Here is a 24904-nt window from a genome sequence, read left to right on the forward strand (position 1 = left end):
CAGTGACCACTTCCCCGATCGCACGCGCATCACGAGCTCGGCCCCTGGGCCGCATGCTCGTGGTGCGCGTGCTCGGCACCCTCGGAATTCTGTTGGTGCTCTCCATCATCGTGTTCTCGATGCTGCATCTCGCCCCCGGCGACATCGTCAAGAACCTGCTCGGCAATCGGCCATCCTCTCCTGAAGCGGTGGCCGCCATCCGGGCTCAGTACAACCTCGATCAGCCGCTTTACATGCAGTACCTGATCTGGTTGGGCAACGCCCTCACGGGAGACTTCGGGCAGTCCATTCGACTGCAAGACTCAGTCTCCAACGTCATCGGCACACGCCTCGGAATCACCGCTGCTCTTAGCGGACTCGCGTTCGTGCTCGCGCTCATTGTCGCGATCCCCCTCGGCGTGCAGAGCGCCGTTCGTTCGGGAAGCTGGATCGACCGCTTCGCAACCGGTTTCGGAATCGTCGGCCTTAGCGCCCCCACCTTCGCTGTCGGCCTTCTCCTGCTCTATGTCTTCGCGTTCTACCTGCCGATCTTCCCGGTCTACGGATCGGGCGACGGTGGCCTCGACACCCTCTGGCACCTCGTGCTGCCCGCCATCACCTTGGCGCTCGGGCTCGGCGCGATCATTCTCAAGCTCACCCGCACCGCCATGCTGCGCGAACTCGACAGTGACTATGTGACCTTTGGTCGCGCGCGGGGCCTGCCCGACCGACAAGTGCATATGATCGCCCTGCGCAACGCCGCCATCCCGATCGTGACCGGCGCCAGCCTCGTACTGACCTTCCTCGTCGGCGGCACCGTGCTCGCCGAAACGACCTTCGCGCTGCCCGGACTCGGCACCCTGCTGCAAGGCTCGGTGCTGTTCAAAGACATCGCCGTCGTGCAAGCGCTCACCCTGCTGGTGGCCGTGACGATTGCAACCATCGCACTGTTGGCCGACCTCGCCTACATCTTTCTCGACCCCCGCATCCGCGCTAAGGAGGGTGCACAGTGAGCAGCACCGAAGCTATCGTCTTAGCTAAAACACCCCGGTCGCGTCGTCGTCACCCGGTCGCCGTCTGGGTCTCCATCGCCCTGCTGGGTCTCGTGACGTTCTTGGCCATCTTCGGCAACCTCATCGCTCCGGATGCCACGGCCCAATCGATTCTCGATTCCTTGCTGCCTCCGGGCAGCCCCGGTCACCTTCTCGGCACCGACGAACTCGGCCGTGACGTGCTTGCGCTGACGATCGCGGGAGCGTCATCCGCCCTCGTTGGCCCGGTGTGTGTCGCTCTCGGGTCGATACTGCTCGGCATTCTACTCGGCACGGTGTCGGGCTACCTTCGTGGGCCGATCGACTTCATCATTGGCCGCTGGACCGATCTGCTGTTCTCGCTGCCGCTGCTACTGGCCGCCATCGTCGTCGCGGGCGTTTTCGGCGCTGGCTACTGGATGACCGTGCTGCTGTTGATCTTGCTGTTCTCGCCCTCGGACATCCGCATTGTGCGCGCCGGGGTCATGGAGCAGGCCGCGCGGCCATTCGTGGAGGCGGCCCAAATGCTGTCGCTCTCCAAGACCCGCATCATGTTCACGCAAGTGTTGCCGAACGTCTCGTCGCTCATCATCACCAACTCGATGCTCAACGTGGCCTTCGCCCTCGTGGCGTTCTCGTCGCTGTCGTTCTTGGGTGTCGGCGTCGCCCCGGGTACGGCGGACTGGGGGCGTCAACTCACTGACGGTCGCTCGATCATGATCGACAATCCTGCTGCTGTTCTCATTCCGGCTCTGCTCATCATCGGCGTCGCCTCCGCGGCAAACCTCGTCGGTGACTGGCTCGGCCAAATCTTGACCCGAACGGGACGCTCATGACCGAGACCAGCATGACGAACGTGCCCGCGTCGGGTGCCGGTGTGGCTGCCGGTTCGGCCGCCGGGCTGGCTATCGGCTCAGCATCGGGCATCGACTCGACCACTCAGGTGGCCGTTACCGGGCTCACGATGGACGGGCCGGCTGGCGTTGTTGTCGCCCCCTTCGACTTCTCCATCGCGCCAGGCGAGACCCTCGCGCTCATCGGCGAATCGGGCTCGGGCAAGACGCTCTCGGCCAAAGCTATCGCCGGGCTCTTGCCCGCCGGCTTCAGCGCGCGCGGCACCATCGTGCTATCGAGCGCCACCATCGAACTGCCCGCTACAGATGCTGTCTGGCGGGCCACCCGCGGTCGCCGCATCTCGTTGCTGCTGCAAGACCCCTTCACAAGCTTGAGCCCCGTGCACCGCTGCGGAACCCAAATCGCGATGACAATTCAGGCCGCGAGCGCCACCCGCCTCAGCAAGGCCGAGTGCACCGAACTGGTGACTCAGCGTCTAGCCGAAGTGAACCTGCCCGCGGATGTCGCCCGCGCGTACCCGCACGAACTCTCCGGCGGAATGCGCCAACGGGTTGCCATCGCGGCGGCCCTCGCCACCGACCCCGAACTGCTCATTGCTGACGAGCCGACCACGGCTCTCGATGCGAGCAACCAGGGCGAGATTCTCGACCTCCTTCGGGGCCTGCAAGAGAAGCGCGGCATGGCTGCCCTGCTCATCTCCCACGACCTCGGCATGGTCCGCGGGCGCGCCGAACACGTGCTCGTGATGCGCCACGGCGAAATCGTGGAGCGCGGTGTCACGAGCTCCGTGCTCAATGCGCCAAGCCACCCCTACACTCGGGCGCTCATCGAAGCCGACCCCTCGCTGACTGATCGCTCGGCTGGGGTCGTGCGTGCGGCATCCGGTGCTCGAGCGGGCGGCGACGGGGCGACCGGCGTAGGCGCCGGGGATCTCGTAGTCGCGACCGACGTCACGAAGAGCTTCGGCGATAAGACCGTGCTGCACGGAGTGAGCGTCACGGTGGGCCGCGGCGAAACCGTGGGCATCGTCGGCGAGAGCGGCTCGGGCAAGACCACGATCGCGCGCTGCATCGCCGGACTCGAGCGCGAGTCGAGCGGCGTGATCGCTTTTGACGGTGTTGCGCTTGCGCCGGGGCGGGCTTCGCGCACGCCCAAGCAGATGCAGATCGTGTTTCAGGATCCGTACTCGTCGCTGAACCCGATGATCAGTGTCGGGCGGTCGCTGAAGTTAGCGCTGCGCGTGGCGGGTCGTCCGGCATCCGACTTGAACGGCCTGTTGCAACTGGTGGAGTTGCCGCTCGAGTTCGCACGCAAACGACCGGCTGAGCTTTCGGGTGGTCAGCGTCAGCGCGTGGCCATTGCGCGCGCTCTCGCCGTGCAGCCCGAGTTGCTGATCTGCGACGAATCGGTGTCGGCGCTCGACGTGTCGGTGCAGAAGCAGATTCTCGATCTGCTCGCCAAGCTGCGCGTCGAACTCGGACTCTCGATCCTGTTCATCTCGCACGACCTCGCGGTGGTGCGTCAGCTCGCCGACCGCGTCTACGTGCTGCGCCACGGCGACGTCGTTGAGTCTGGCCTGTGCCATGACGTACTCAACGCCCCGACCCATCCCTACACTCAGGCGCTCGTTGCAGCGTCGATTCACGAAGCACCCACTCACTGAGCTCGGCGCCACAAGCGCCCGACTCGCCCCGAAAGGACCCCGTGGACACCTCCACTCCTGCTGACTCTGCCGACTCTGCCGCCTCGAACACGACCGACGCTGCCGTGAGTACTGCCGTTGACGCTGTCGCTGCTGCAACCATCGGCGCTGCTACCGTTCGGCTCTCGCCCGCCGAGCTTCCCGCGCACCTCCTCGGCGCTCTCGGCACCGAGCGTGCCGCTCAATGGCAGCGCGATCGCGAGCCGTATAACCCTCGGGTGTGGATGCTCGACTCCCCCACCGGCAACGCCGCCGCCCTCACCTCGGGGCGCCCGAATACGCGCTACACGAAGCTCGTTGACCTCTGGGCCGACAGCGATGCTGCCGCCCAGAGTCTTCTCGGCGAACTGATCGCGGCTTCCGCGGAGCGTGGCGACGCCGCCCTCAAGTGGCAGCTCCCGCTCGACGCAGAGCTCCCGGCTTTCGCCGCCGACCTCGGCTTCACCGAGCTGCGCACCCCGATCTCCTCGGCGGACGGCACTCAGGGCGTTCGCGGCTTCGCGCTCTGGCACGGCGGCTGGCCGCACGAGCAGTTGCGCTACTACGGCCAGACCACGCTGTTCACGTGTGGTGCGGTTGCCGCCATGACGGCTCTCAGCCACCTAGGCCTTGAACCCTTCGCCGACACCGAAGACGAGGATGCCCGCGAGCGCGAACTCGCCTTCTGGCGCTCCGCCACCAACTTCCCCGCCTGCGAGCCCCTCGGTCTCGCAGTGGCGGTTCACGACGTGATCGCGCAGTCGGCGTCCGCCATCAGTCTTGAGCTGCATCTAGACACGACCGAACCGACACTCCTCGAGACCTACGAGGGCGAAGAGCGCACGTTCCGCGAGCAGCTGCAAGAGCAGTCTCGAGTCGAAGCGGCGAGCCGCGGCATCCAGCAGCACACGGCCCCGCTGTCGATTCAACAGATCACCGAACGCGTGGCCGGTGGCGAACTCGCGATCCTCTTGATCGAAGAAGAACCCATGCACGATGCCTCGACGCCGCACTGGGTCGTGGCGCACTCGGTGAAGGGCGACACCGTTCTGCTCAACGACCCCTGGATCACGGCCGAGCAGGGCGAGACCTGGGTCGACTCCCACGATCTGCCCGTCTCGATCGCGGTGCTCGACCAGATGGTGGCGTTCGGTGATCCCCCTTATCGCGGGGTCATTTTTGTGGCACGCTAGCACTCACTGAGGTGAGGAGCCGCCGTGAGTAACACTGAGAAGAACCCCGCCGAAGTGCTGTGCGAAACGCAGCAGGGCGCTGGTGTGCAGTTACTTACTCCGCGCGAGGTTCCGCTCGGTGGTCCCCGTGCGATGAACGTGCGACGTACTCTGCCGCAGCGTTCCCGCTCGCTCATCGGCGGGTGGTGCTTCGTCGATCATTACGGGCCAGAGACGACGCGGATGCACGTGCCCCCGCATCCGCATACCGGTCTGCAAACCGTGAGTTGGCTCTTCGCTGGCGACATCGAGCACCGCGATAGCGTCGGCAGTCTCGCGACCGTGCGGCCCGGAGAGTTGAATCTCATGACGGCCGGTCGCGGCATTTCGCACTCGGAGGTCTCCCCCGCCGAGCCGACGATGCTGCACGGCGCGCAGCTCTGGGTCGCCCTGCCGAACGCCCACCGCGATACGGCTCCCTCTTTCGAGAACTACGCACCGGCACCCTTCGAGCACCAGGGTGCGAGGGTGAGCGTCTTCATCGGCGAGCTTGCCGGCGTGAAATCGCCTGCCCGTGTCTTCTCTCCGCTTCTTGGCGCGCAGCTCGACGTGCCCACCGGCACCAGCATCACGCTCGCTCTCAAAGCCAGCTTCGAACACGGCGTGCTCGTGGATGCCGGCGACGTAACCATCGCGAACGTTGCGACCCCCACCGATCACCTGGCGTATCTCGCTCCCGGCCTCACCGAACTGACTATCACGGCGACGACGGATGCCCGGCTCCTGCTCCTCGGCGGCGAACCGCTCGGCGAAGCCATCGTCATGTGGTGGAACTTCATCGGGCGCAGTCACGACGAGATCGTGAAGTTCCGCGCGCAATGGCAGGCCGACGTGATTGAGGGCGGCAACCCCGTTGGACGCTTCGGCACCGTGGCCAACTTTGACGGGCATCCACTGCCCGCCCCTGAATTGCCGACGATCAGGCTGAAGCCCCGCGATTGACCTCGCGGAAAGAAGTTGCCCCGTTTGTCGGCCGCCGAACCAATGCCCAAGGAGCTTTGCCATGAAGTTGAGCCGGGAGTATTGGAAACCACACAGCGCCATAAGTCGCCGACGAACCTGTGCTTACGCCCCCCCCAACCAGATCGAGATCGAGGAACTCAAGCGCTGGGCACGGCAGCTCGGCCTGCTGACAAAGGACGCTGTCGTGTTCGGAATTACCCACGATGGCCCCTCGACGACACCCCCAGCGTTATGTCGTTATGACGCTGCGATCGTCACCGACGTGGCCCTACCTGAACTCTCTGCTGTTGACGCAAGAACCTACCAAAGCACACGCCTCGCTGGTAGGGCCTACGCGATAGCAACGTTGCAGCACACCGCAGACGGCCTTGCGAATGGGTGGGCCGCCGCATTTCCTGCGCTTGCGCACAACGGGCTCACGCTCGACCTGCCACGCGCCATTGTCGAACGGTACGCAGCAGCGTCCCGCGCTCGTGACGAGTGCGAACTCTGTCTGCCGATTGTGGAAAACTAGTTCGAAGTTAGCGAGTCAGCCGGAGCAAGCGCATCGGGGTTCGCGGCGATCTTCGCGCGCTCCTGTGCCTCGATCTTGGCGTAGCTGCTGCGCTCGGTACGGTCAGAGCGAATGATCGCTGCCATGACGAACCAGAAAATCACGCCAACAGCGATCGTCGGGATGACGGAAAAGATCGCGTTCGACCAGAATTCTTGAGGCACGTTTCTAGCCTAACCGTTGACCAGGGTGACTATGGCGATAAGTACGACAAGTCCCACGAGAGTCACAGTCATGATGAGACGCGATGATTTGCGATCCACTACTGAGCCTTTACTAATACGCCAACGAGGCCGGTGAGCACCATGAAGAGTCCAGCGCCCGCCACGAGCACCCAGAGCGCAATGCGCATGGGGGTGATCGTCGACTTCTTCGGAGACTCAGCCGTATCCGGCGTTTCAGCCGCATCCGGAGTCTCGTTGGGCACTGGGTCAGTCATTGTCGTGCTTACTTAACCAGCGGGAAGAGGATGGTTTCGCGGATGCCGAGGCCCGTGATGGCCATCAGCAAGCGGTCAACACCAACACCGATTCCACCGGTCGGGGGCATGCCGTGCTCGAGAGCGCGGATGAAGTCTTCGTCGAGGCGCATGGCTTCGACGTCGCCTTGGCTGGCGAGGAGAGCCTGCTCCACGAAGCGTTCGCGCTGAATAACGGGGTCAACGAGCTCGGAGTAGCCGGTAGCCAGTTCGAAGCCGCGAACGTAGAGGTCCCACTTTTCAACGACGCCTTCGATGGTGCGGTGGTCACGCACGAGCGGGCTCGTGTCGACGGGGAAGTCCATGACGAACGTCGGGCGGTCGAGGCCCGGCTTCACGTAGTGCTCCCACAGCTCTTCGACGTACTTACCGTGGGTGGGCTGAGTGACCTCGATGCCGACGGCATCCGCCAGCACCTTCAGCTCGTCAGCGGACGTCTGCGGCGTGACGCTCAGGCCAGCTGCTTCGTTGAGGGAGTCGTACATCGAGATACGCGCCCACTCGCCGCCGAGGTCGTACTCGGTGCCGTCCGAGAGTGTGACGAGCGTCGAGCCGGTGACAGCCACGGCGGAGTTCTGTACGAGCTCCTGCGTGAGGTCGGCCATCTGGTTGTAGTCGCCGTAAGCCTGGTACGCCTCGACCATTGCGAACTCGGGCGAGTGCGTGGAGTCAGCACCCTCGTTGCGGAAGTTGCGGTTGATCTCGAAGGCGCGCTCGATGCCACCGACAACGGCACGCTTCAGGAACAGTTCGGGAGCAATGCGCAGGTACAGCTCGGTGTCGAAGGCGTTGGAGTGCGTGACGAAGGGGCGAGCGGATGCTCCACCGTGCATCGTCTGCAGCATCGGCGTTTCGACTTCGAGGTAGTCGTGCGCGGCGAACGTGGCGCGCAGGCTGGCGTTGACCTTGGCGCGAGCACGCACCGTGAAGCGGGCCTGGTCGCGAACGATGAGGTCGAGGTAGCGGCTACGAACGCGCTGTTCGTCGCTCAACTCGGAGTGCAGGTTGGGCAGGGGAAGAACGGCCTTGGCGGCAATCTTCCATTCCTTGACCATGACAGAAAGCTCACCGCGGCGGCTGGAGATAACTTCACCGCTCACGAAGAGGTGGTCGCCGAGGTCAACGAGTTCTTTCCAGAGTGCGAGCGACTCGTCGCCCACTTCGCCGAGAGAAACCATGACCTGGATGCGCTGGCCGTCGCCGGACTGCAGCGAGGCGAAGCACAGCTTGCCCGTGTTGCGGAGGTGCACGATACGACCCGCGAGACCGACGACATCGCCGGTGGTCTCATCCGCTTCAAGCGACGGGTACTTCTCGCGCACGGCCGGAATGCTCGTGGTGATAGCGACGCCAACCGGGTACGCCTCAGCGCCCGAATCGATGAGTCGCTGACGCTTCTCTAACCGAACGGCTTTTTGCTCAGAAACTTCGGCCTCAGTGGGCTCGGGGGCGTTAGCAGCGTCATTCACGCCTTCAATCGTAGCCGGGATAGCGACGCGCTGTCGCGCCCCGAACTACGGGCGAAAACTAGCCGACGTAGAGGGTCGCGTTGTCGATCAGACGGGTCTCCCCCACGCGAGCAGCGACGAGGGCAACAGCCGGCCCACGGTAGCCATCGGGTACCGGCATGAAGGTATCGGTATCGACGACGGTGAAGTAGTCGAGCTCGACGCCCGACTCCCCCATCAGCGCCCCCTGCGCGGCGGCGATCACGGCGTCAAGGCCACTGTCGGCGGCCGAGGTCGCCGCGTTCAATGCGGTCGACAGAATGGATGCCGCTTCGCGCTGGTGGGCATCCAAGAACTGGTTGCGGCTCGAGAGGGCGAGGCCGTCTTCTTCGCGCACGGTTTCGATGATCTCGAGCTGCACCGGGATGTTGAGGTCGGTGATCATGCGGCGAACGAGAAAGAGCTGCTGGGCATCCTTCTGGCCGAAGGTGACGAACTGCGGACTCGTGATAGCGAGCAGCTTCGCGACAACCGTGAGCACGCCGTCGAAGTGGCCGGGGCGCGTCTTGCCCTCGAACATCGTTCCGATCTGGCCGGCAGCAATCGTGGTGGAGGTCGGCCCCTTCGGGTACATCTCCTCCACACTGGGCGCGAAGACATATGGGACACCCATCTCTCCGAGCATGTCGAGATCTTCATCCATCGTGCGCGGATACTTGTCGAGATCTTCGTTGGCACCGAACTGCGTGGGGTTTACGAAGATCGAAACGATGCGCACATCGGCGAGCTCGGCGGCGCGCTCAACGTGAGCGAGGTGACCCTGGTGAAGAGCGCCCAGCGTGGGCGTCAAAGCGATGGTGCGGCCAGCGGCGCGCTCGTGCGCAACCACATCGCGCATACCCGCGACGGTCTCAATAACTTGCGGGCGGGGGTGTGAACTCACGAGGGGTCCTCCTGTGAATGGGGCCTCGGCTCGGGGTCGAGCAAGGAAACATCGATGCTAGTCGCTGTGGCACGCGCGAGCGCACTCTCAACCGAGGAGCGCAGCAGCGGCCCCAAGACGCGAGAAGGTGCATCCACCCCGACGCTAGCAAGCAAATCTAAGGATTGACCGACGATGGCGGCCGAGAAACTCGTCGCGGTGCTCACCGCTTCGGCCCACGCAGCACGCTCGCTTTCGGCGATGACGATCGGCTCGGCGCCCATCTCGACGACAAGCGCTTGGGCGATCGGCAACACCGGGGTGGGCGCGCTAACGGCGCAATAGGTTTCGTGCAGGCGGGTGAGGTCGAGGCTCGTTCCCGTAAAGACCATGGCCGGATGCACGGCGAGCGGAATCGCCCCGGACGCAAGCGCAGGCGCCAATGCCTGATAGCCGAGCCCGGGCGCCGTGTGCAACACGAGTTGCCCCGGCTGCCAGACTCCAGCATCGGCAAGGCCCTGAGCAAATGACTCGATCTCGCCCTCGGGAATCGCTAGAATCACGAGCTCGCTACGCTCGACCAGTGTCGGGATGTCGAGCACGGGAACCTCAGGAAGAATCGCGCTTGCGCGTTCCAAGTTGCGCTCGGAGGATGCCGCGATCCCGACGATGGCATGGCCTGCGCCCGCGAGCGCTGCGCCCAGAATCGGGCCCACTTTGCCCGCGCCGATGATGCCGATTTCGAGCCGGCCTGCTGCCTGGGCCATTACGCGTAGTCCTCCGGGGTTTCGGGGGTTGCCGGGGTTTCGGGGCTTGCCGGGGGTGCAGCCGCTTCCGGAACTGCAGGAACTTTGGGGGCTGCGGCAGTTGCGGGTGTTGCGGGAGCGGCAGCTTCCGGAGCTAAAGCAATTTCAGGTGCCACGGCAGCACTGCGCCAGCGATGGCTCGTGTCAACGCCGGCAGCGTGCACCGCGGCGTGCGCGACCTCGTCAAAGAAGCGCACAACATCGCCGCGATCCAGCGCACCGATCGTGGCCGATATCGGGCCGGCAACAGTGTGAATACGCAGTTCTGCGAGGCCCATGCGGCGCAGCAGCGGCCCCTCGTTCATGCTCACGCTCTGCATGCGCGCTTGAGGCACCAGCACAAGCGAACGCCAGATGGCTCCCTTGCGCAGTGCTACGGCATCCGAAATCAGCACGAAGCCGTTGCGGCGCCACGAGAACCAACGCAGAATCGCTGCCCGTTTGGGCGAGGTGACGTAGGCGTCGTCGTGGGCTCCGGCGGCAAGGCCGCATTCGAGCAGCTCGCGCGATTTCTCGTCGGCGAGGCTCGGCAACACAAGCTGCAGCACGCGGTGCACATCGTTCATATCGCCGACGGGCAGCAGCGTGGTCTTCGCGGTCGCACCGCTCGAGCTCGCCGCCTGCGACGCGGTATTGATCTTGATTTCCCACCAGCCGGCAGCGCGCCACAACAGCGGTTGCGATACCTCGACCGCGTGAATACGGCCGGGCGGCAGCGTCTCGTTGGTCGTCGACAGCAAGCCATAACCGACTCGGATGCCGTCATCCGTAGAGGCGATCGAGTAACGCAACGAGCGCGTCAGTCGCGATGCCAAATAACCAAAGAGACCGAGGAGGCCCGGCAGCAGCGCGAAGATCCAGCCATACTTGCCGGTGGCAATTACCGTGGCGATGATTCCGATGGCCGCGAGAATCGCGATCACGGTTGCTTCGCTCAGCACGAGAGATCCGATGAGCCGCGGGATGCTGATGCGCACGATCGACTCGGGTGGAGCCGCATTGGGGTCGAGCTCCGGTGCCAGCAACTCATTCACGCGGGACTCGACGAGCCCTCCGACTCCGGCCGGAGCTGCGGCGGTCGCTGCCGCTGCCTCCGCCGCACGCGTTCCCGAGGCAAGCTGCAGGATGGCAAGGCGCAGGTCATCCGCGCCCGCCGAGCCGAGATAGGCCAGCTCGACGTTCGCGTCTTGGCCGGCCACGTTTACTTCGAGCTTGGCGGCGCCGAAGAGTCGAGCCAGGAACGGGCGCGAGATGTTGATGCCCTGAATACGGTCGAGGCGTCCCCGCCTGTTGGTGCGGAAGACGATGCCGCTGCGCACCTCAACGAGTTCATCGGTGATGCGGAAGGTGTGCATCCGCCACGACAGGTAGAAGCCGCCGACGCTCAGCAGCAAGACGACCAGCACGGCAAGAATCGCGAGAAGAATGAGGCTTGAGTCCGCGAAGCGTTCCAGGAACTCGAACTCGCGGCCGCCACCGAAAACGCGATCAAGGAAGAAGTCTCTGGCATTCACGACGATGACACCGATGATCGCCACGAACGCGATGCCACCGCGCAAGAACGGCGTCGCCGGGTGCAGCCGGTGCCACTCGCCATCGGCCAGACGACGAGCGCTTTCGGGAACGGTCAGCGCCACGGCGGGGGCGGCGGGCTCCGCGGCCTCGCCGGGTTCGCGCGGATCGCTCACAGTCCGGCCCTACGGCTTTCAGCCAGGGCGACGAGCGTGTCTCTCAACTCCTCAGCATCCTGCTCGGGCAGGCCAGGAATGACGACTCCGGTGGATGCCGCTGCCGTCACAAACTTGAGTTCGCTGAGGCCGACGGCGCGATCGAGGGGTCCGCGGTTGATGTCCACGAGCTGCATGCGACCATAAGGCACTGCAACCACGCGGCGGAACATCAGTCCGCGACGAAAGACGAGGTCATCCTCACGCAGCATGTAGCCGATGGCCCGCACGCGACGTGGGGTGAGCAGAATGTTGATGAGAAAGATGATGCCCAGCGAGATGGGGATTGCCGCTAGCCACGTGATGCCGCTCACGAAGGTGGGGATCGAGGTGGCGATCGCGAGAATGACGCCCACGATCAGCAGGCCACCGACTTCAACGACGGCGTACTTGCGGGAAACTCCGCGCCACTCGGCGTCGGGAAGATCGAGTCGCTCAGTCACGCTGCTCCTTGGGGGTCCATCGGACGCTGCGACGACGGGTCGTCGTCATCAGGCGGGATGGTGCACAAACGTTCAGCGACCAGTCCTGCGATCAGCAAGACTACCGCGCCACCCGAAACCACGAAGCTTGTGGCCACGGCTCCGCTGCTCGGGGTAATAGTGCGGCTCAGCAGGTAGAACGCGATCGCGAGAGTGGCGCCGCCCAAGAGCGCGCCCGCGAAGCTCGACGCTTTCGCGAGCACCACGACCCGGAGAGCGAAGAAGGGATTCACGCGTTCTTTGCGCAGACCGCGCGACGAACGATAAATCGGCACCGCCAACACCACGACGATCACGGCAATGAGAAAGAGCGAAACGGCCAGCGCAATCGACGGCAACACGATCGGGTTTCCGGATGCCGTGAGCAGCACTTCAAGCAGCCAGCCGACGGCGGCGCCCGCGGCCGCAATCGTCACCAGGTGCAACGCGGAGGTACGGGCTACCACAGCGGTGCCGCCTCAAACTCGGTCGTGTCGTTCTCGGTCGCGCTCAAGCATTCGGCAGCAGCTCCGACCCCGGCGAGGTTCGCGTGCGGGTCGAGTTGCAGCAGGGGCACGAGAACGAAGGCTCGTTCAGCGGCACGCGGATGCGGGATCGTCAGCAGTTCGTCATCCACCTGAAGATGAGCGAACGAGATGATGTCGATATCGAGGGTGCGGTCGCCCCAGCGCTCGTCGCGCACGCGACCGTTGTCGGCTTCGATGCGCTGCAGCTCAGCGAGCAGGGCGTGGGGCTCCAGCGCGCTGCGGGCAGACACGACCGCGTTGAGGTACGCCGGGGCCGAGTGGTCGATGCCGGAAAGTTTCAACGCCGGCGTTTGCACGATGCTTGAGGCGGCATCCACGGTCACACCGTCGATGGCGTTGATCGCGTGAACGGCGTCGCGCAGGGTGGATTCGCGATCGCCGAGGTTGCTGCCGAGGGCGAGCATCACGGGAAGTTCGACGCGCAGTCGTTGTTGGCGAATCATGAGAGCGGTTGCGGCGCTGCGCTGAAGCCCGCGGTTTGCGCGCGAGCTGCACGGTGGCGCGTGATCGTGACCGACACGTCGGCGAACGGAACGGTGATGGGCGCTTCCGGCTTGTGCAGCGTGACCTTGGTGCTCACCGCGGCCTCGTGCGCGAGTACGACGGCGGCAATACGCTCGGCCACCGTTTCGATGAGGTCAACGGGATTGCTCTCGACGGCGGCCACGATCTCTTCGGCCAGCTCGCCGTAGTGGATGGTGCGGGCCAGGTCGTCGGTGCTCGCTGCGGCGGCAAAGTCGAGGTACACGGTCGCGTCAATCACGAAGGTTTGACCGTCACGACGTTCGTGGTCGAAGACGCCGTGGAAGGCGGTGGCGCGCAGGCCCGTGAGGGTGATTTCGTCCAGTGCGGGATTCATCGTTTCTTGCCCTTCTGCATGGCGCGATACACGGAAAGTGCGATCTGGGTCGAGGGGACGTCGTGCACACGAACGGCCCACACTCCGGCTTCGGCAGCAACATTGCTGATGACAGCGGTGGCCAAATCTCGATCGGCGGGCGGCGCATCGGCCGGCAACATCGATGCAAGAAATCTTTTGCGCGAGGCCCCGATGAGCACCGGATGCCCCAGAGACGTCAGCTCGTCAATCCGCCCCAACAGCGCCCAGTTGTGACGCGACTTCTTCGCGAAACCAAGACCCGGGTCGAGCACCACCCGATTGGGCTTCACTCCCCACACCATCATCTCGGCCAATCGCGCCTTCAGCTCGCTGCGCACGTCGGCGACCACGTCGTCGTACTGCGAAAGCTGATCCATCTCAGTGCTGTGCCCACGCCAGTGCATGGCAATGTAAATCACGTCTGTTTCGGCGACGACCCGATACATCTCGGGGTCGGCTAACCCGCCGGAGACATCGTTGATGATGGATGCTCCCGCCTTCGCCGCGGCGAGTGCAGTTTCGGCATTCATCGTGTCAATGCTCACGGTTACGCCCTCGGCCGTGAGCGCCTCGATCACCGGGATTACTCGCTGCTGCTCAAGCGCGGGCGACACCCGTTCGGCACCCGGGCGAGTCGATTCTCCGCCGACATCTACGACACCCGCGCCGTTGTTGCGCAGTTCGATACCGCGCGCAATGGCGGCGTCGACATGCTCGAACTGGCCGCCGTCGCTAAAGGAATCGGGCGTGACGTTGAGGATGCCCATGATCTGGGGAACGGTCACGCGGGGGTTTCTACGCGTCATGGCCTCGGCCAATGAGCGCCATCACTTCGGCGCGCTCGACGGGATCGCTCAGTGCTCCACGCGAGGCGAGGGTCACGGTGGAGCTTGCCGTTTGGCGTGGGCCGCGGGCTGACACACAACCGTGCACGGCATCCACGACCACGAGCACTCCGCGAGGGGAAAGCCCTTCATCGAAAGAGTCGGCGATCTCTTCGGTCAGTCGCTCCTGCAGTTGTGCACGAGCGGCGATCGTCTCGACTACCCGGGCGATGTTGCCGAGCCCGATAATGCGCTCATCCGGAATGTAGGCCACGTGGGCAACGCCCAAAAATGGCAGCAAGTGGTGCTCGCACATCGAGCGGAACTCGATGTCGCGCAGCAGCACGAGTTCGCCGGTTTGGTCTGCCTTCGCGGTGAACTCAATGCTGTCTGACAGGTGCGTGAGCGGGTCGACCTCGTTGCCCGCAAAGAACTCGGCGTACGCCTCGGCGACCCGACCCGGGGTGGCGGTAAGGCCAGCCCGGGTCGGGTCTTCTCCTACGGCATCCAGAATCTCGGCTACCGCAGCTTCGATGCGTGCGAGGTCGATCGCCATGCTGCCCCTAGGCCGGTGCTACACCCGGCGACTTGCGTGGCCGTGGGGTGCGTGTCGGCTTCGATTGCGCGGTGTCGTCGTCCGTTGCTTCAGCGTCTGCGTCAACCACCTTCTTCTTGGGAACCTTGATGGGAGGTAGTTGCGAAACGGGGCGGGCGTCACTCGAAAGCCACTGCGGGCGCTCGGGCAACTTGGCCATTCCCTTGAAGATCTTGTCGAGCTCAACGTGGTCGAGCGTCTCTTTCTCCATGAGTTCGCGGGCAAGCTTATCGAGCACCTTGCGGTTCTCGTTGAGCATCTGCCAAGCCTCGTCGTGGGCCTGCTCGATCAGCAGGCGCACTTCGTCGTCGATGAGCTTGGCCATGTCGTCGGAGTATTCCCGGCTCGAGCTCATATCCCGGCCCATGAAAGGTTCACTTGAGGCGCTGCCCAGCTTCACAGAACCGACCTTGGCACTCATGCCGTACTCGGTGACCATGCGGCGAGCAATCGAGGTTGCCTTTTCGATGTCGTTGGATGCTCCAGTAGTCGGGTCGTGGAACACGATCTCTTCCGCGACGCGGCCACCCATCGCGTAGGCGAGTTGATCGAGCAGTTCGTTACGCGACACGGAGTACTTGTCTTCGAGCGGCATAACCATCGTGTAGCCAAGCGCACGACCGCGAGGAAGGATCGTGATCTTGGTGACAGGGTCGCTATTGCGCATCGAAGCGGCAGCCACGGCGTGACCACCCTCGTGGTAGGCCGTAACGAGCTTTTCTTTCTCGTTCATGAGGCGCGAACGACGCTGCGGTCCGGCCATAACGCGGTCGACGGCCTCGTCGAGAGCACGGTTGTCGATGAGCTGCGCGTTGGAGCGAGCGGTCAACAGGGCTGCTTCGTTGAGCACGTTGGCGAGGTCTGCACCGGTGAATCCGGGTGTCTTGCGAGCAAGAACTTCCAGGTCGACGCCTTCGGCCATGGGCTTGCCCTTGGCGTGCACTTCGAGAATCTGCTTGCGGCCGCCCTTGTCGGGAGCATCCACACCAATCTGGCGGTCGAAGCGACCCGGGCGCAGCAACGCGGGGTCAAGAACGTCAGGGCGGTTGGTTGCAGCGATCAAGATCACGTTGGCGGTGGCGTCGAAGCCGTCCATTTCAACCAGCAGCTGGTTGAGGGTCTGCTCGCGCTCATCGTTACCGCCACCGATTCCGGCACCACGGTGACGACCAACAGCATCGATCTCATCGATGAAGATGATCGCGGGAGAGTTCTGCTTGGCCTGCTCGAAGAGGTCACGAACACGGCTTGCACCGACACCCACGAACATTTCAACGAAGTCAGAACCGGAGATTGTGTAGAAGGGCACGCCAGCTTCACCCGCGGTGGCCTTGGCCAACAGGGTCTTACCGGTTCCGGGAGGGCCGTACAGCAGTACGCCCTTCGGGATGCGAGCACCAACAGCCAAGAACTTGGCCGGCTCTTTAAGGAAGTCTTTGATTTCTTCAAGCTCTTCGATGGCCTCATCAGCACCAGCGACATCCGCGAACGTTGCCTGCGGGGTGTCTTTACCCACGAGCTTGGCCTTCGACTTGCCGAACTGCATGACCTTGCCGCCGCCACCCTGCATGCGACTGAAGATGAAGAAGAAGATGATGCCGATGATCAGGAACGGCAGCATGATCGAGAGGAACGAAACAAAGAAGTTCTCCTGAGGAACCTTGTCGTTGAACTCCTTCACGTCGGCGCCGTTGACCGCAGAAACGATCTCGGTGCCACGCGGTGCTACGTAGTAGAACTGCACCTTCGTTCCGTTGTCGCCGTCAGCTTTGGAGAGCTCGAGGTCAACGCGCTGCTCACCGTCAATGATGGTGGCTGAGGACACCGTCGATCCCTGAAGAAGGTCGAGGCCCTCTTGAGTGGTGACCTCTTTGTAACCCTCGCCCAGGAGCAGGCTCGCGGCGATCGAGACGGCGGCGATACCGATGATGATGTACGGGACCGGGCCGCGAAAAATGCGCTTAAAATCCATGATGTTCCGAGTCGGGTGACCCAGTACCTCTCTCTGAAGAAACGTGCTGCAAGGTTACCGTTATCGCGCTGCAAGCGGACTGCGTGTTTTCCCTCGGCGTAATGCCTGGTGGGCCCCGCTGTGGTTATCGCGGTTGCGGCAACCACACCTGACCGCACAGTCGCACCCTCGCGCACCAAAACCAATCCGTTCCCGCGAAGCATCTGAATTGTGGAAAACTCAAAATATTTCGCGCTCGGTTATCTACTCTGAATCCAGGCCAGCAAACCGCTGTCCAATTCGAATAAACGACAAGGAGCCTGAAATGGAACTCAAGGTTGAAGAGCCCCAAGAAGAAAAGATCGACTTCGCTGTTCTCTACGGTGGCAAAGTAGCCCTTTAAAGCGATCGTGAGGGGGCGCGGGCGATCCGTTCGCGCCCCCTCTGAAAGGCGGCGTAAGTTTGCTTACAATCTCAGCTCACAACCGAACTCCGATCTCCTACAGCGTGGTGAAAGTGATTCTGTCCCACTACGGAATCAGCGGAGACAGCACCGATTGGCTAATGCAACACGGTCTTCGAGTGCTAAGACCTCTAGACCAGGAACTAGCCGAGCGAGTTCGCTCAGGAGCCGCAAGCCTCACCGACGCGGCCACGCCTGATCACCAGATCAGATTCTTTCAACAGCAGCGAGCGACAAGAAGCTATTTCAAGATTGCCGAACGGATATCACGGGATTCAGGCCATATCTCTGTGCGCGTTTCTAGCGCGCTCGAGCTCGACGACGGAAGCCGCGAGTTTCTGATGACAGCCAGCAAAGTTGCTGGCTGGTCGGTTCAACTTGAGGTCGGAGTCATTGATGGTGCACTTAGCCATGTGCCGAGCAGAGAGGAGCATGAGCTCCTTGAGGCCCTGAAACTCCCCAGAGTTTCGGAAAACGCAGACTACGTGTACCAGCGGGCTTTCGAATATATCAATGCTGGAGACGCTTGGACTGCGCAGAAGTTGGGAACATCCCTTCAAGAAGTCGAAAAATCTTCGCGCGTCTGGAATTTACTCGCCCTAGCCAATGCGATGCTGGGACAGACGCTCAATGCAGAGCACTATTACGACAGATGGAGCCGATCAGGCGACGTTATGGATTTCGTCCGCGCAAAGTATGGGTCTGCCATGCTTTACGCACGACATCACCCCTCAGGCCTGAGAGATCTCGAAACCAGCGCCACTCTGCTCGACGAGGCATATGACGCTCTTCACCAGCTGAATTCCGGGCACCGAAATCGCGACGACGTAATCTTTGATGAGGTATTCAACCGAAATGGCTACGCGCTAATCCTATTCCGGCGGGGGAAAGTTGAAGAGTCGATCCGGTTACTACGTTGGGGCATCGATACGCTGAGCGGGACAACTGAAAACATCGCGATCCACCGAACTGTGTTAATTTACAACCTCGCACAATGCTTCACCCAGATCGAGGACTTCCACTCGGCGCTACGAACATACGAAGAACTGATCGGCGTCGACCCCCACATGCCAGAGTACCGGCTGGAAATGGCGAAGTGCTTCGCGCGAATAGGAGACCTTGACGCTGCGATATTCCAATGCAACACGGCGGTAGCTTCCGACGAGACTCTCGCTGTAGCGTGGGCCCAGTTAGGTGTATACGAAGGCCGAAAGGGTATGCACGATAAAGCCGTGCTGGCGTTCCGAAGAGCCCACTCCATAAATCCAGATTCGCCAGTGCACCTCACCAACGTGGTGTACAACCTCATTCTGGCCGGCGAGCACGAGAAAGCGCTGAGCGAAATAGTGTCGTGGGACATCCACTCGCTCGACCAGCCTGAGGTTGAGCGGCGCGCATCCCTTGCCGCAGAGGTTTTTTTGAGTAGAAACGATGTTGCGAAAGCACTCGCAACGCTTACGCAGGGGCTCAAATTGTTCCCCAATTCTATTTACCTCGCGCAAAATTACGACATGATCGTGAGCACTAAGCCGTGAACGTCGACCTGCGCGTGCAGTTGAGCTTTTTCACTGCACTTTTCGCCGGCGGCATGTGGATGTCGAAGGTCGCGCAACCGCTCTATTTTGAACGATTGGATTCTCTTCTAGCGTTTGGAATCGGGTACGCAGTTATGGCGGTTGTTGGCGGACTGTCATTCGCGTGGGGTGCACTAGCCGATCGAATTGGGGGGTTACGCGCCGTCAAGATAGGCACACTTATCTACGGGGTGGGCATCGCTGGGCGGCTTCTCACCGACCTTGTGCCCGTAGTCATCTTCGCCGCTATAGCTGGTTTGGGGGCTTCGCTAGTTCTGGTCGCGATCAGACCCTGGGTTCGAAGCAACGCTACCGATGATGAGATTCCTCGGATAGTCGGGGCGCGAAACCTTGGGAATCAAATCGGCGTGGTGATGGGAACAGCCGGGGCAGCCGTTATCTTCAGCATGATCGACAGCCGCATTGACGGGCCTGCAACCGCGCTGTGGGTCGCGCCTGGACTCATCGCGCTCGCACTGTTGTGGTTGAATTTGATGCCGCAAACACGACTTAGCCCACCCCACCTGAGTACCCGAGGCGTCAAGGATGCACCACCAATTTCGAGCTTCCGCTCAATCGGATTCCGTCTCGCCATAATCGGGCTCATCTCTGGTTTCTATGTGAGCCTGGTGGCCCCCTATGCGCCTCTGATCCTGACGGAAGGTGGAGCCTCAGCAGCTCAAGCCGCTATAGTTATAGCGCTTCTTAGCGGGGCCCAGATATTAGTCTCGTGGGCACTTTCACGATGGGGCTCACACAGCCGACCGTTCAGACTGTTTGCACTTGCGGAGGTAGGCGCAGGAGCATTGGCGATTCTCTTAGGACTGAGTTTCGGACTTGGACTCTTCTGGGTCGCCCTTGTTTTTGTGCTCCGTGCAGCCTTGATTGCGCTCGCTGTCGCGTGCGAAGAAACGATCCAATATGCAGTGATTCCCGCACACGCCACAGGGTTAATTTTCGGAATCTCTCAGGCTGCTTTTCTTGTCGGCGATGCGGTCGGAGGGGCACTCGGGGCGCCTCTCTGGCTGGCAACAGGCCCAGAAGGGCTCTTGCTGACTGCGGGTTGCGCAACGCTTCTTAATGCGGTCCTGCTCCCCGCTCTGTTGAGCAAGTTCAAGACTCGTCAAGCGCCATCGAAATAACCGATGCCTGTCGAATCGATCTTCGAAGAGGACCATCTTCGCCCGGTATTCGCCGATGAGACTGGCTTTGTCTTTTTCAGCGCCCTCGATGGAAAGCTGTACCGAGCACCCCAGTCGACTTCTGTGCGCGCTCGCTACTTTGAGTTTACGCTTACGCCGGGGCTCGCACACTACTGCGTCCCAGGTACCCCTTTCGTATACGGGGTTTCGCATACGAGGAACGCCATAACGATCACCAAAAGTGTTCTCGCCGCTTCGACGATCAGGAATGTCGACACGTGGGCTCACCAAGGTTTCCCGTCGACGGAGTTCGCTATAAGTGCGTTTGTCCCAGATGCCTCAACGCAGAGCATTCAGATTTTGCTCGAGCCCATCTCAGACCTTGATCAGTGCGTCTTCGTAGATCTGACCTCGGGGCAGGCGAAATCTTTACACATGCGCGAAGCCATCCCAAAGTGTGTCTTGTCCGACGGAACGTTTATCTGCGAGTTGCCCAACAATCGATGGGCTGCCTTCGACTCTGCGGGTGATTACCTCCACGGAGGCGACGGAAAGGTAACTCACCCAACGACAAGCTTCGCAGTCATTAGGCAGTCCTCAAAGCAGGGTAACCAGTTTTTTCTAGCTCGAGCTGAGGGCACTTCGAAGCTGTCTCTTCCCTCGTCGTGGTCAATAGTTGATGTTGGCGCGTCTGATCTTGAAGTATTCGCATACGCCGTACACGCGCGACTTGGCCAGTCCGTATTTCGCGCTACGCCCGATACGTTGGTTTTTGATCACTGGATCTCTCGTTGCGGCACAGCGCAGATCTTCTCCGTTGGTGCCACCCAAACTCCAGTTCTGCGGCTTACTGGACTGAACATTGGATCGAGCTGGATTAGCGGCCCGCTGAAAATGTGCGGAGTCGCCGCGCCTAGATCCGATATCAACGTCGAGTACTTATCAATCGCAGACGTCCCCTGCGTACGGGTCAGCAGGTCAGGGGTGAGATGCAAAAACCTAGTTGTGTCGTTCCATGGTGGCCCTGACAGCCATGAGCTCGACGATTTAAGGTACAGCGGCGCGTATAGAGAGTGGCTCGACCGAAACGTCGATGTGCTGATTATCAACTATCCGGGATCACTAGGTTTCGGGGACGCATTTCAGGCGTCCGCATGGGGTTCGTGGCGGCAGGCCGTCGAGACTGTCTCCCGCGCTATTCGTCATGCAGTTGCGAGACACCGCTATGAATCTGTCGTGGCGTTCGGCGTTAGCTTTGGTGCTTGGGTTGCAGCACAGCTAAGCGACCTCGAGGCTGTGGAGCGAGTGGTAGTCATGTCCCCCATTCTCAGCCTGACCGAGCATATCGAGCGTCACAGTCCTCACAATGACGAGTTTTCTAAGTGGGCATCCGAAAGATTCGGAGCCGACGATCGGAGGATCTCCTTACCGTCGAATCGCTCGCACAAAGGCGCAGCACCGGTGTTTGTTTTGGCGGCAACGAACGACGAGATCGTGTCGCCCGGTTCGACGAAATCGGTCGCGGATCGAGCAACGGATCTTGGCCACCAATGGCAACTGATCGAAGTTCCAGGTAGGCACTACCCGGCAAGTACAGTTGATGCCGCCAAACGTTGGATGGTTTTGAAAGAGCTTGTGACTCAAATCACGACCGAAACGGATCAATCTAGAAGACCAACCAACGACCTCTGACGCTCGCTGCGCTGATGTCTGCTGCGCTACTCGCTTTCGGCTGCAACGGTGAAGGTCTGAACGCGCGGCGGAAGCTCCGGGCTCATCAAGATGTGGCACTTGAGTCGCCCGCGCTCTCCCTCGATCGTCCAGTTCGTGGCGGCCGGAGTATCGCTGGGGGTGCGCGGCAACTCCGTGAGCGGAGCGCTCGTGAGCGGCCCCACTTCGGCGATGGCTTTCGCAATCCCGGCGATGCGCTCTGTCCACGGAACATCGAGCGCCAGGTTCACCGCCGCGAGCTCGTCGGCGGTGGGGGTATCCCACTGGCGAACAAGCCCGTCGAACACGTCGCGCGCTGCAAGAGTTTCGGGCCACGCCGGAGCCGGCGTCGTCAGCTCGCCATAGGCGTTGAGCGCAGCCTGCAGAGCCTGAGTCGCAGGAATCGAGGATGCGGCGAAGGTGCCATTCTCAAATGCCACGATGCCGAGCCCGGTCGGCGCGTGCCAGCGCATGTGGGCGCTCACGCCGGGGTAACCGCCTGAGTGCGACACGATCTTCGTCGTGCCCTCGTCAATAAACAGGCCGTAGCCATAACCGTGTGCGGTCGGCTCGGAGAACTCGGCAGTCTTCGACATGCCCTCGGGCACGGCGCGCTGAATCTGTTGAAGTTCGCGGCGGCTGGCGGCAGACAGCGGTCCGTCTGAGGTGTCCTCCGGATCGAGGGCACCAGCGAGCCACAGCGACCACCGCACGAGGTCGGTCGCGCTAGAAAACAAGCCACCCATGGAAGAGAAGACTCCGGGCCCGGTGAACGGCTGAACCTGCCACTGCCCATTCGCGAGCCGGTAGCCGAGGGCGACATCGGCATCCGAGTCTTCTTCGAAGCGGGTCGAGGTAAGGCCGAGCGGTTCGAGAATTTCGGCGGCAATCGCCTCGATGTAAGGGCGGCCCGTGATCTCGGCAATGACTTCGCCGAGCAGGGCGTAGCCCAGGTTCGAGTACTCGAAACGAGTGCCTGGCGTGCTGGAATAGCGGATGCCCGCCGCCATGAACTCGTCGAGTTCGGCCCGCGTCATTTCTTCTACGCGGTCGCCCCACGGGTTATCGGTCGGGAAGCCCGCCGACATCGTCATGAGCTGACGCACGCTCGGAGTCACGGGAGCCGCCGCTGGCTCGAGAGCGGTGAATGCGGGAACGAAGTCAGTGATCGGCGCATCGAGATTCAGCTGGCCACGATCGCGCAGCATCAGCAGCATCGTGCACGTGAAGCTCTTCGTGCACGACGCGATGCGGAACACCGTGTCGCGATCGGGAGCGTTGCCCTCGCCAAGAACCTTCTCGCCGTATCCGCCCTCCAGCACAATGCCATCGGGCCCGAAGACCGCGAAGAACGATGCTGGGGCCTTCTGCTCGGCTACCCGATTCTCAAATAGACCAACAATCTCGTCGGTCGCCTGATCAATTGCTGCCTTCGCCCGCATTCAGTTGGCCCTACCCGTAAACGTGGGGTGCGAGCACTGCGACGCCGCGCAGGTTGCGGTACTTCTCGGCGTAGTCGAGGCCGTAGCCCACGACGAAAGCGTTGGGGATGTCGAAGCCGACGTACTTGACATCCACTTCGACCTTGGCGGCATCCGGCTTGCGCAGCAGGGTGCAAATCTCGACCGAGGCAGCACCGCGGCTGCGCAGGTTGCCGAGCAACCACGAGAGCGTGAGGCCAGAGTCGATGATGTCTTCAACGATGAGCACCTTGCGGCCCTCAAGGTCGCTGTCGAGGTCTTTGAGGATGCGAACGACACCCGAGGACTGCGTGCCGGCTCCATACGAGGAGACGGCCATCCAGTCCATCTCGAGCGGCAGGCTGAGTTCGCGAGCCAGATCGGCCATCACCATGACGGCTCCGCGCAGCACACCAACCAGCAGCAGCTTCTCGCCGGCGTAGTCTGCCTCGATCTGACGGGCCATCACGGCGATCTTCTCGTGGATTTCTTCCTGGGTCAGAAGGACCTCGCTGAGGTCTCCTTCGACATCGCTAAACTGCATCGCGTTCCTCACTGTGGGCCGAAAAGTGGAGTAGGTTCTCTCGTCGTTCAACCCTAACGCCGGGAACGTCCATCGGTCCCTGCCCCCTCCAGTCGGTGACGAGCCTCGCGATCTCCAGAGTGTGGGTGCGACTGAGCGACACATGGAACTCGCTTGCCACCGCCAACCTAATTAAACGCTGGCGAAGAGCGGCGGGATTCGCGGCGAGCGCGCGCACGGGTAACGAGATTCCGGCCTCTGAAATCTCGGCCAAATCTTCGGCCATTTCTTCGGCAAAATGATCGAGAGCGTCGGCATCTTCGCGTGCTTGGTCTGCGGTTCGCACTAATGCGTCGCGGATGCCGGGCCCCAGTTCGCTTTCCAGCAGCGGCAATACGGTCTGCCGCACCCGCACTCGCGTGTACGAGGTATCGAGGTTGTGCGGGTCATTCCACGCCACAATTCCGGAGTCTTCGCAGCACTGAACGGTCGTGGTTCGCGCGATGGCGAGCAGCGGCCGCAAGTACTGGCCGGTGTCGACAGCCATCCCTTTGAGGCTGCCCGCTCCGCTGCCACGGGCGAGGCCGAGCAACACGGTTTCAGCTTGATCGTCGAGGGTGTGGCCGAGCAACACACGGATGGCGCCGTGCTCGGCGGCAGCAGCGGCGAGCGCCGCGTAGCGCGCGTCACGGGCCGCAGACTCGGGGCCTCCGGCGTCACCAACGAGAACCGAGCGGATGTCGACCGGGTCGAGCCCGAGGTCGCGTGCTTGCTGCGCGGCGGCGGCAGCGACATCCGCTGACCCCTCTTGAAGGTTGTGATTCACGATTACGGCACCGGCGCGCAGGCCCGCCTTGGACGCTTCGAAGGCCGTCGCGGCCGCCAGCGCGAGCGAGTCAGGGCCGCCACTGAGGGCGACGAGAACGAGCGGTTCTGAGCCGGCAGTGCCCGCCGATGAGCCTGCGGGCACCGGCAACGAGCTCAGTGCGGTGCGCACTGCACGCCGAACATCAGCAATTGCGGGCGTAAGACGGGGGCGCCGTTCGGAGTGCATCCAGTAACGTTATTGCAGCAACCCCACATTTTTCTTAGGAGCAG

General features: G+C 62.3%; 25 protein-coding genes. 9 read left to right on the top strand and 16 right to left on the bottom strand.

Translation table 11 applies throughout. The annotated features are described in order from the left end of the window. Nucleotides 1-2 precede the first annotated feature (2 nt). The 6 genes from ACWTV1_RS06220 (at nt 3) to ACWTV1_RS06245 (ending at nt 6255) form a co-directional block, all read left to right on the top strand. On the top strand, nt 3-992 hold the full coding sequence (locus ACWTV1_RS06220) for an ABC transporter permease (RefSeq protein ID WP_341619119.1): 990 nt from the start codon (nt 3-5) through the stop codon (nt 990-992). After that, nucleotides 989-1846, top strand: a complete 858-nt coding sequence (locus ACWTV1_RS06225; protein WP_498504538.1) for an ABC transporter permease — start codon at nt 989-991, stop codon at nt 1844-1846. Before ACWTV1_RS06220 ends, ACWTV1_RS06225 begins: the two co-directional genes overlap by 4 nt. After that, nucleotides 1843-3528 carry an ATP-binding cassette domain-containing protein gene (locus tag ACWTV1_RS06230; protein ID WP_498504539.1) on the top strand — a complete coding sequence of 562 codons (1686 nt, stop codon included), beginning with the start codon at nt 1843-1845 and terminating at the stop codon, nt 3526-3528. The genes ACWTV1_RS06225 and ACWTV1_RS06230 overlap by 4 nt, the downstream gene beginning before the upstream one ends. A 41-nt stretch (nt 3529-3569) precedes the next feature. Next, nucleotides 3570-4739 (top strand): peptidase C39 family protein, encoded by a 1170-nt coding sequence (locus ACWTV1_RS06235; RefSeq protein WP_498504540.1) that lies wholly within the window; start codon nt 3570-3572, stop codon nt 4737-4739. A 24-nt stretch (nt 4740-4763) separates the two neighbouring features. Continuing rightward, nucleotides 4764-5720, top strand: coding sequence for a pirin family protein (locus ACWTV1_RS06240; protein ID WP_498504541.1), 957 nt, complete (start codon nt 4764-4766; stop codon nt 5718-5720). Between the two features lie 61 nt (nt 5721-5781). Next, a complete protein-coding gene (locus tag ACWTV1_RS06245) occupies nt 5782-6255 on the top strand; it encodes a GyrI-like domain-containing protein (RefSeq protein WP_498504542.1) in 474 nt (157 codons plus the stop codon). Here ACWTV1_RS06245 and ACWTV1_RS06250 read toward each other — a convergent pair. From ACWTV1_RS06250 to ftsH, 13 genes are all read right to left on the bottom strand, one after another. Further along, nucleotides 6252-6458 (bottom strand): hypothetical protein, encoded by a 207-nt coding sequence (locus tag ACWTV1_RS06250; protein ID WP_498504543.1) that lies wholly within the window; start codon nt 6456-6458, stop codon nt 6252-6254. The genes ACWTV1_RS06245 and ACWTV1_RS06250 overlap by 4 nt on opposite strands. A 98-nt stretch (nt 6459-6556) precedes the next feature. After that, a complete protein-coding gene (locus tag ACWTV1_RS06255; protein WP_341619107.1) occupies nt 6557-6733 on the bottom strand; it encodes a hypothetical protein in 177 nt (58 codons plus the stop codon). Between the two features lie 8 nt (nt 6734-6741). Further along, nucleotides 6742-8241, bottom strand: coding sequence for a lysine--tRNA ligase (gene lysS / locus ACWTV1_RS06260; RefSeq protein WP_498504544.1), 1500 nt, complete (start codon nt 8239-8241; stop codon nt 6742-6744). A 58-nt stretch (nt 8242-8299) separates the two neighbouring features. Continuing rightward, on the bottom strand, nt 8300-9163 hold the full coding sequence (gene panC, locus ACWTV1_RS06265) for a pantoate--beta-alanine ligase (RefSeq protein WP_498504545.1): 864 nt from the start codon (nt 9161-9163) through the stop codon (nt 8300-8302). Beyond that, complete coding sequence (locus tag ACWTV1_RS06270; RefSeq protein ID WP_498504546.1) at nt 9160-9909, bottom strand: DUF2520 domain-containing protein; 750 nt, start codon at nt 9907-9909, stop codon at nt 9160-9162. Before ACWTV1_RS06270 ends, panC begins: the two co-directional genes overlap by 4 nt. Beyond that, a complete protein-coding gene (locus ACWTV1_RS06275) occupies nt 9909-11636 on the bottom strand; it encodes a PH domain-containing protein (RefSeq protein ID WP_498504547.1) in 1728 nt (575 codons plus the stop codon). Before ACWTV1_RS06275 ends, ACWTV1_RS06270 begins: the two co-directional genes overlap by 1 nt. After that, the gene (locus ACWTV1_RS06280; RefSeq protein ID WP_498504548.1) at nt 11633-12118 is read right to left on the bottom strand and encodes a PH domain-containing protein; all 486 of its coding nucleotides are present in this window, start codon (nt 12116-12118) and stop codon (nt 11633-11635) included. The genes ACWTV1_RS06275 and ACWTV1_RS06280 overlap by 4 nt, the downstream gene beginning before the upstream one ends. Beyond that, nucleotides 12115-12603: a DUF3180 domain-containing protein gene (locus tag ACWTV1_RS06285; protein ID WP_341619102.1), complete on the bottom strand. Its 489-nt coding sequence runs from the start codon at nt 12601-12603 to the stop codon at nt 12115-12117. The genes ACWTV1_RS06280 and ACWTV1_RS06285 overlap by 4 nt, the downstream gene beginning before the upstream one ends. After that, the gene (gene folK, locus ACWTV1_RS06290; RefSeq protein WP_498504549.1) at nt 12597-13127 is read right to left on the bottom strand and encodes a 2-amino-4-hydroxy-6-hydroxymethyldihydropteridine diphosphokinase; all 531 of its coding nucleotides are present in this window, start codon (nt 13125-13127) and stop codon (nt 12597-12599) included. Before folK ends, ACWTV1_RS06285 begins: the two co-directional genes overlap by 7 nt. Continuing rightward, nucleotides 13124-13543, bottom strand: a complete 420-nt coding sequence (gene folB / locus ACWTV1_RS06295; protein WP_498504550.1) for a dihydroneopterin aldolase — start codon at nt 13541-13543, stop codon at nt 13124-13126. The genes folK and folB overlap by 4 nt, the downstream gene beginning before the upstream one ends. Beyond that, nucleotides 13540-14331, bottom strand: coding sequence for a dihydropteroate synthase (gene folP / locus ACWTV1_RS06300; RefSeq protein WP_498505037.1), 792 nt, complete (start codon nt 14329-14331; stop codon nt 13540-13542). Before folP ends, folB begins: the two co-directional genes overlap by 4 nt. Nucleotides 14332-14359: 28 nt before the next feature. Continuing rightward, nucleotides 14360-14944, bottom strand: coding sequence for a GTP cyclohydrolase I FolE (gene folE / locus ACWTV1_RS06305; protein WP_498504551.1), 585 nt, complete (start codon nt 14942-14944; stop codon nt 14360-14362). Nucleotides 14945-14951: 7 nt separating this feature from the next. Beyond that, nucleotides 14952-16955, bottom strand: a complete 2004-nt coding sequence (gene ftsH, locus ACWTV1_RS06310; RefSeq protein ID WP_498504552.1) for an ATP-dependent zinc metalloprotease FtsH — start codon at nt 16953-16955, stop codon at nt 14952-14954. Nucleotides 16956-17450: 495 nt separating this feature from the next. Between ftsH and ACWTV1_RS06315 the strand changes: the two genes are divergently transcribed. The 3 genes from ACWTV1_RS06315 to ACWTV1_RS06325 all read left to right on the top strand — a co-directional run bounded on the left by ACWTV1_RS06315 (nt 17451) and on the right by ACWTV1_RS06325 (nt 21805). Further along, on the top strand, nt 17451-18932 hold the full coding sequence (locus ACWTV1_RS06315) for a tetratricopeptide repeat protein (RefSeq protein ID WP_498504553.1): 1482 nt from the start codon (nt 17451-17453) through the stop codon (nt 18930-18932). Next, nucleotides 18929-20113 carry an MFS transporter gene (locus ACWTV1_RS06320; RefSeq protein ID WP_498504554.1) on the top strand — a complete coding sequence of 395 codons (1185 nt, stop codon included), beginning with the start codon at nt 18929-18931 and terminating at the stop codon, nt 20111-20113. The genes ACWTV1_RS06315 and ACWTV1_RS06320 overlap by 4 nt, the downstream gene beginning before the upstream one ends. Nucleotides 20114-21007: 894 nt before the next feature. Beyond that, nucleotides 21008-21805, top strand: a complete 798-nt coding sequence (locus ACWTV1_RS06325; protein ID WP_498505038.1) for an alpha/beta hydrolase family protein — start codon at nt 21008-21010, stop codon at nt 21803-21805. A gap of 26 nt (nt 21806-21831) precedes the next feature. On the opposite strand, the gene ACWTV1_RS06330 is transcribed toward ACWTV1_RS06325, so the two are convergent. The 3 genes from ACWTV1_RS06330 to tilS are packed head-to-tail and all read right to left on the bottom strand — an operon-like array spanning nt 21832 to nt 24860. Continuing rightward, nucleotides 21832-23265 (bottom strand): serine hydrolase domain-containing protein, encoded by a 1434-nt coding sequence (locus ACWTV1_RS06330; protein WP_498504555.1) that lies wholly within the window; start codon nt 23263-23265, stop codon nt 21832-21834. A 10-nt stretch (nt 23266-23275) separates the two neighbouring features. Further along, complete coding sequence (gene hpt / locus ACWTV1_RS06335) at nt 23276-23827, bottom strand: hypoxanthine phosphoribosyltransferase (RefSeq protein WP_498504556.1); 552 nt, start codon at nt 23825-23827, stop codon at nt 23276-23278. Further along, nucleotides 23817-24860 (bottom strand): tRNA lysidine(34) synthetase TilS, encoded by a 1044-nt coding sequence (gene tilS / locus ACWTV1_RS06340; RefSeq protein WP_498504557.1) that lies wholly within the window; start codon nt 24858-24860, stop codon nt 23817-23819. The genes hpt and tilS overlap by 11 nt, the downstream gene beginning before the upstream one ends. Nucleotides 24861-24904 lie beyond the last annotated feature (44 nt).

The organism is Salinibacterium sp. VpJ6 (assembly GCF_059767345.1).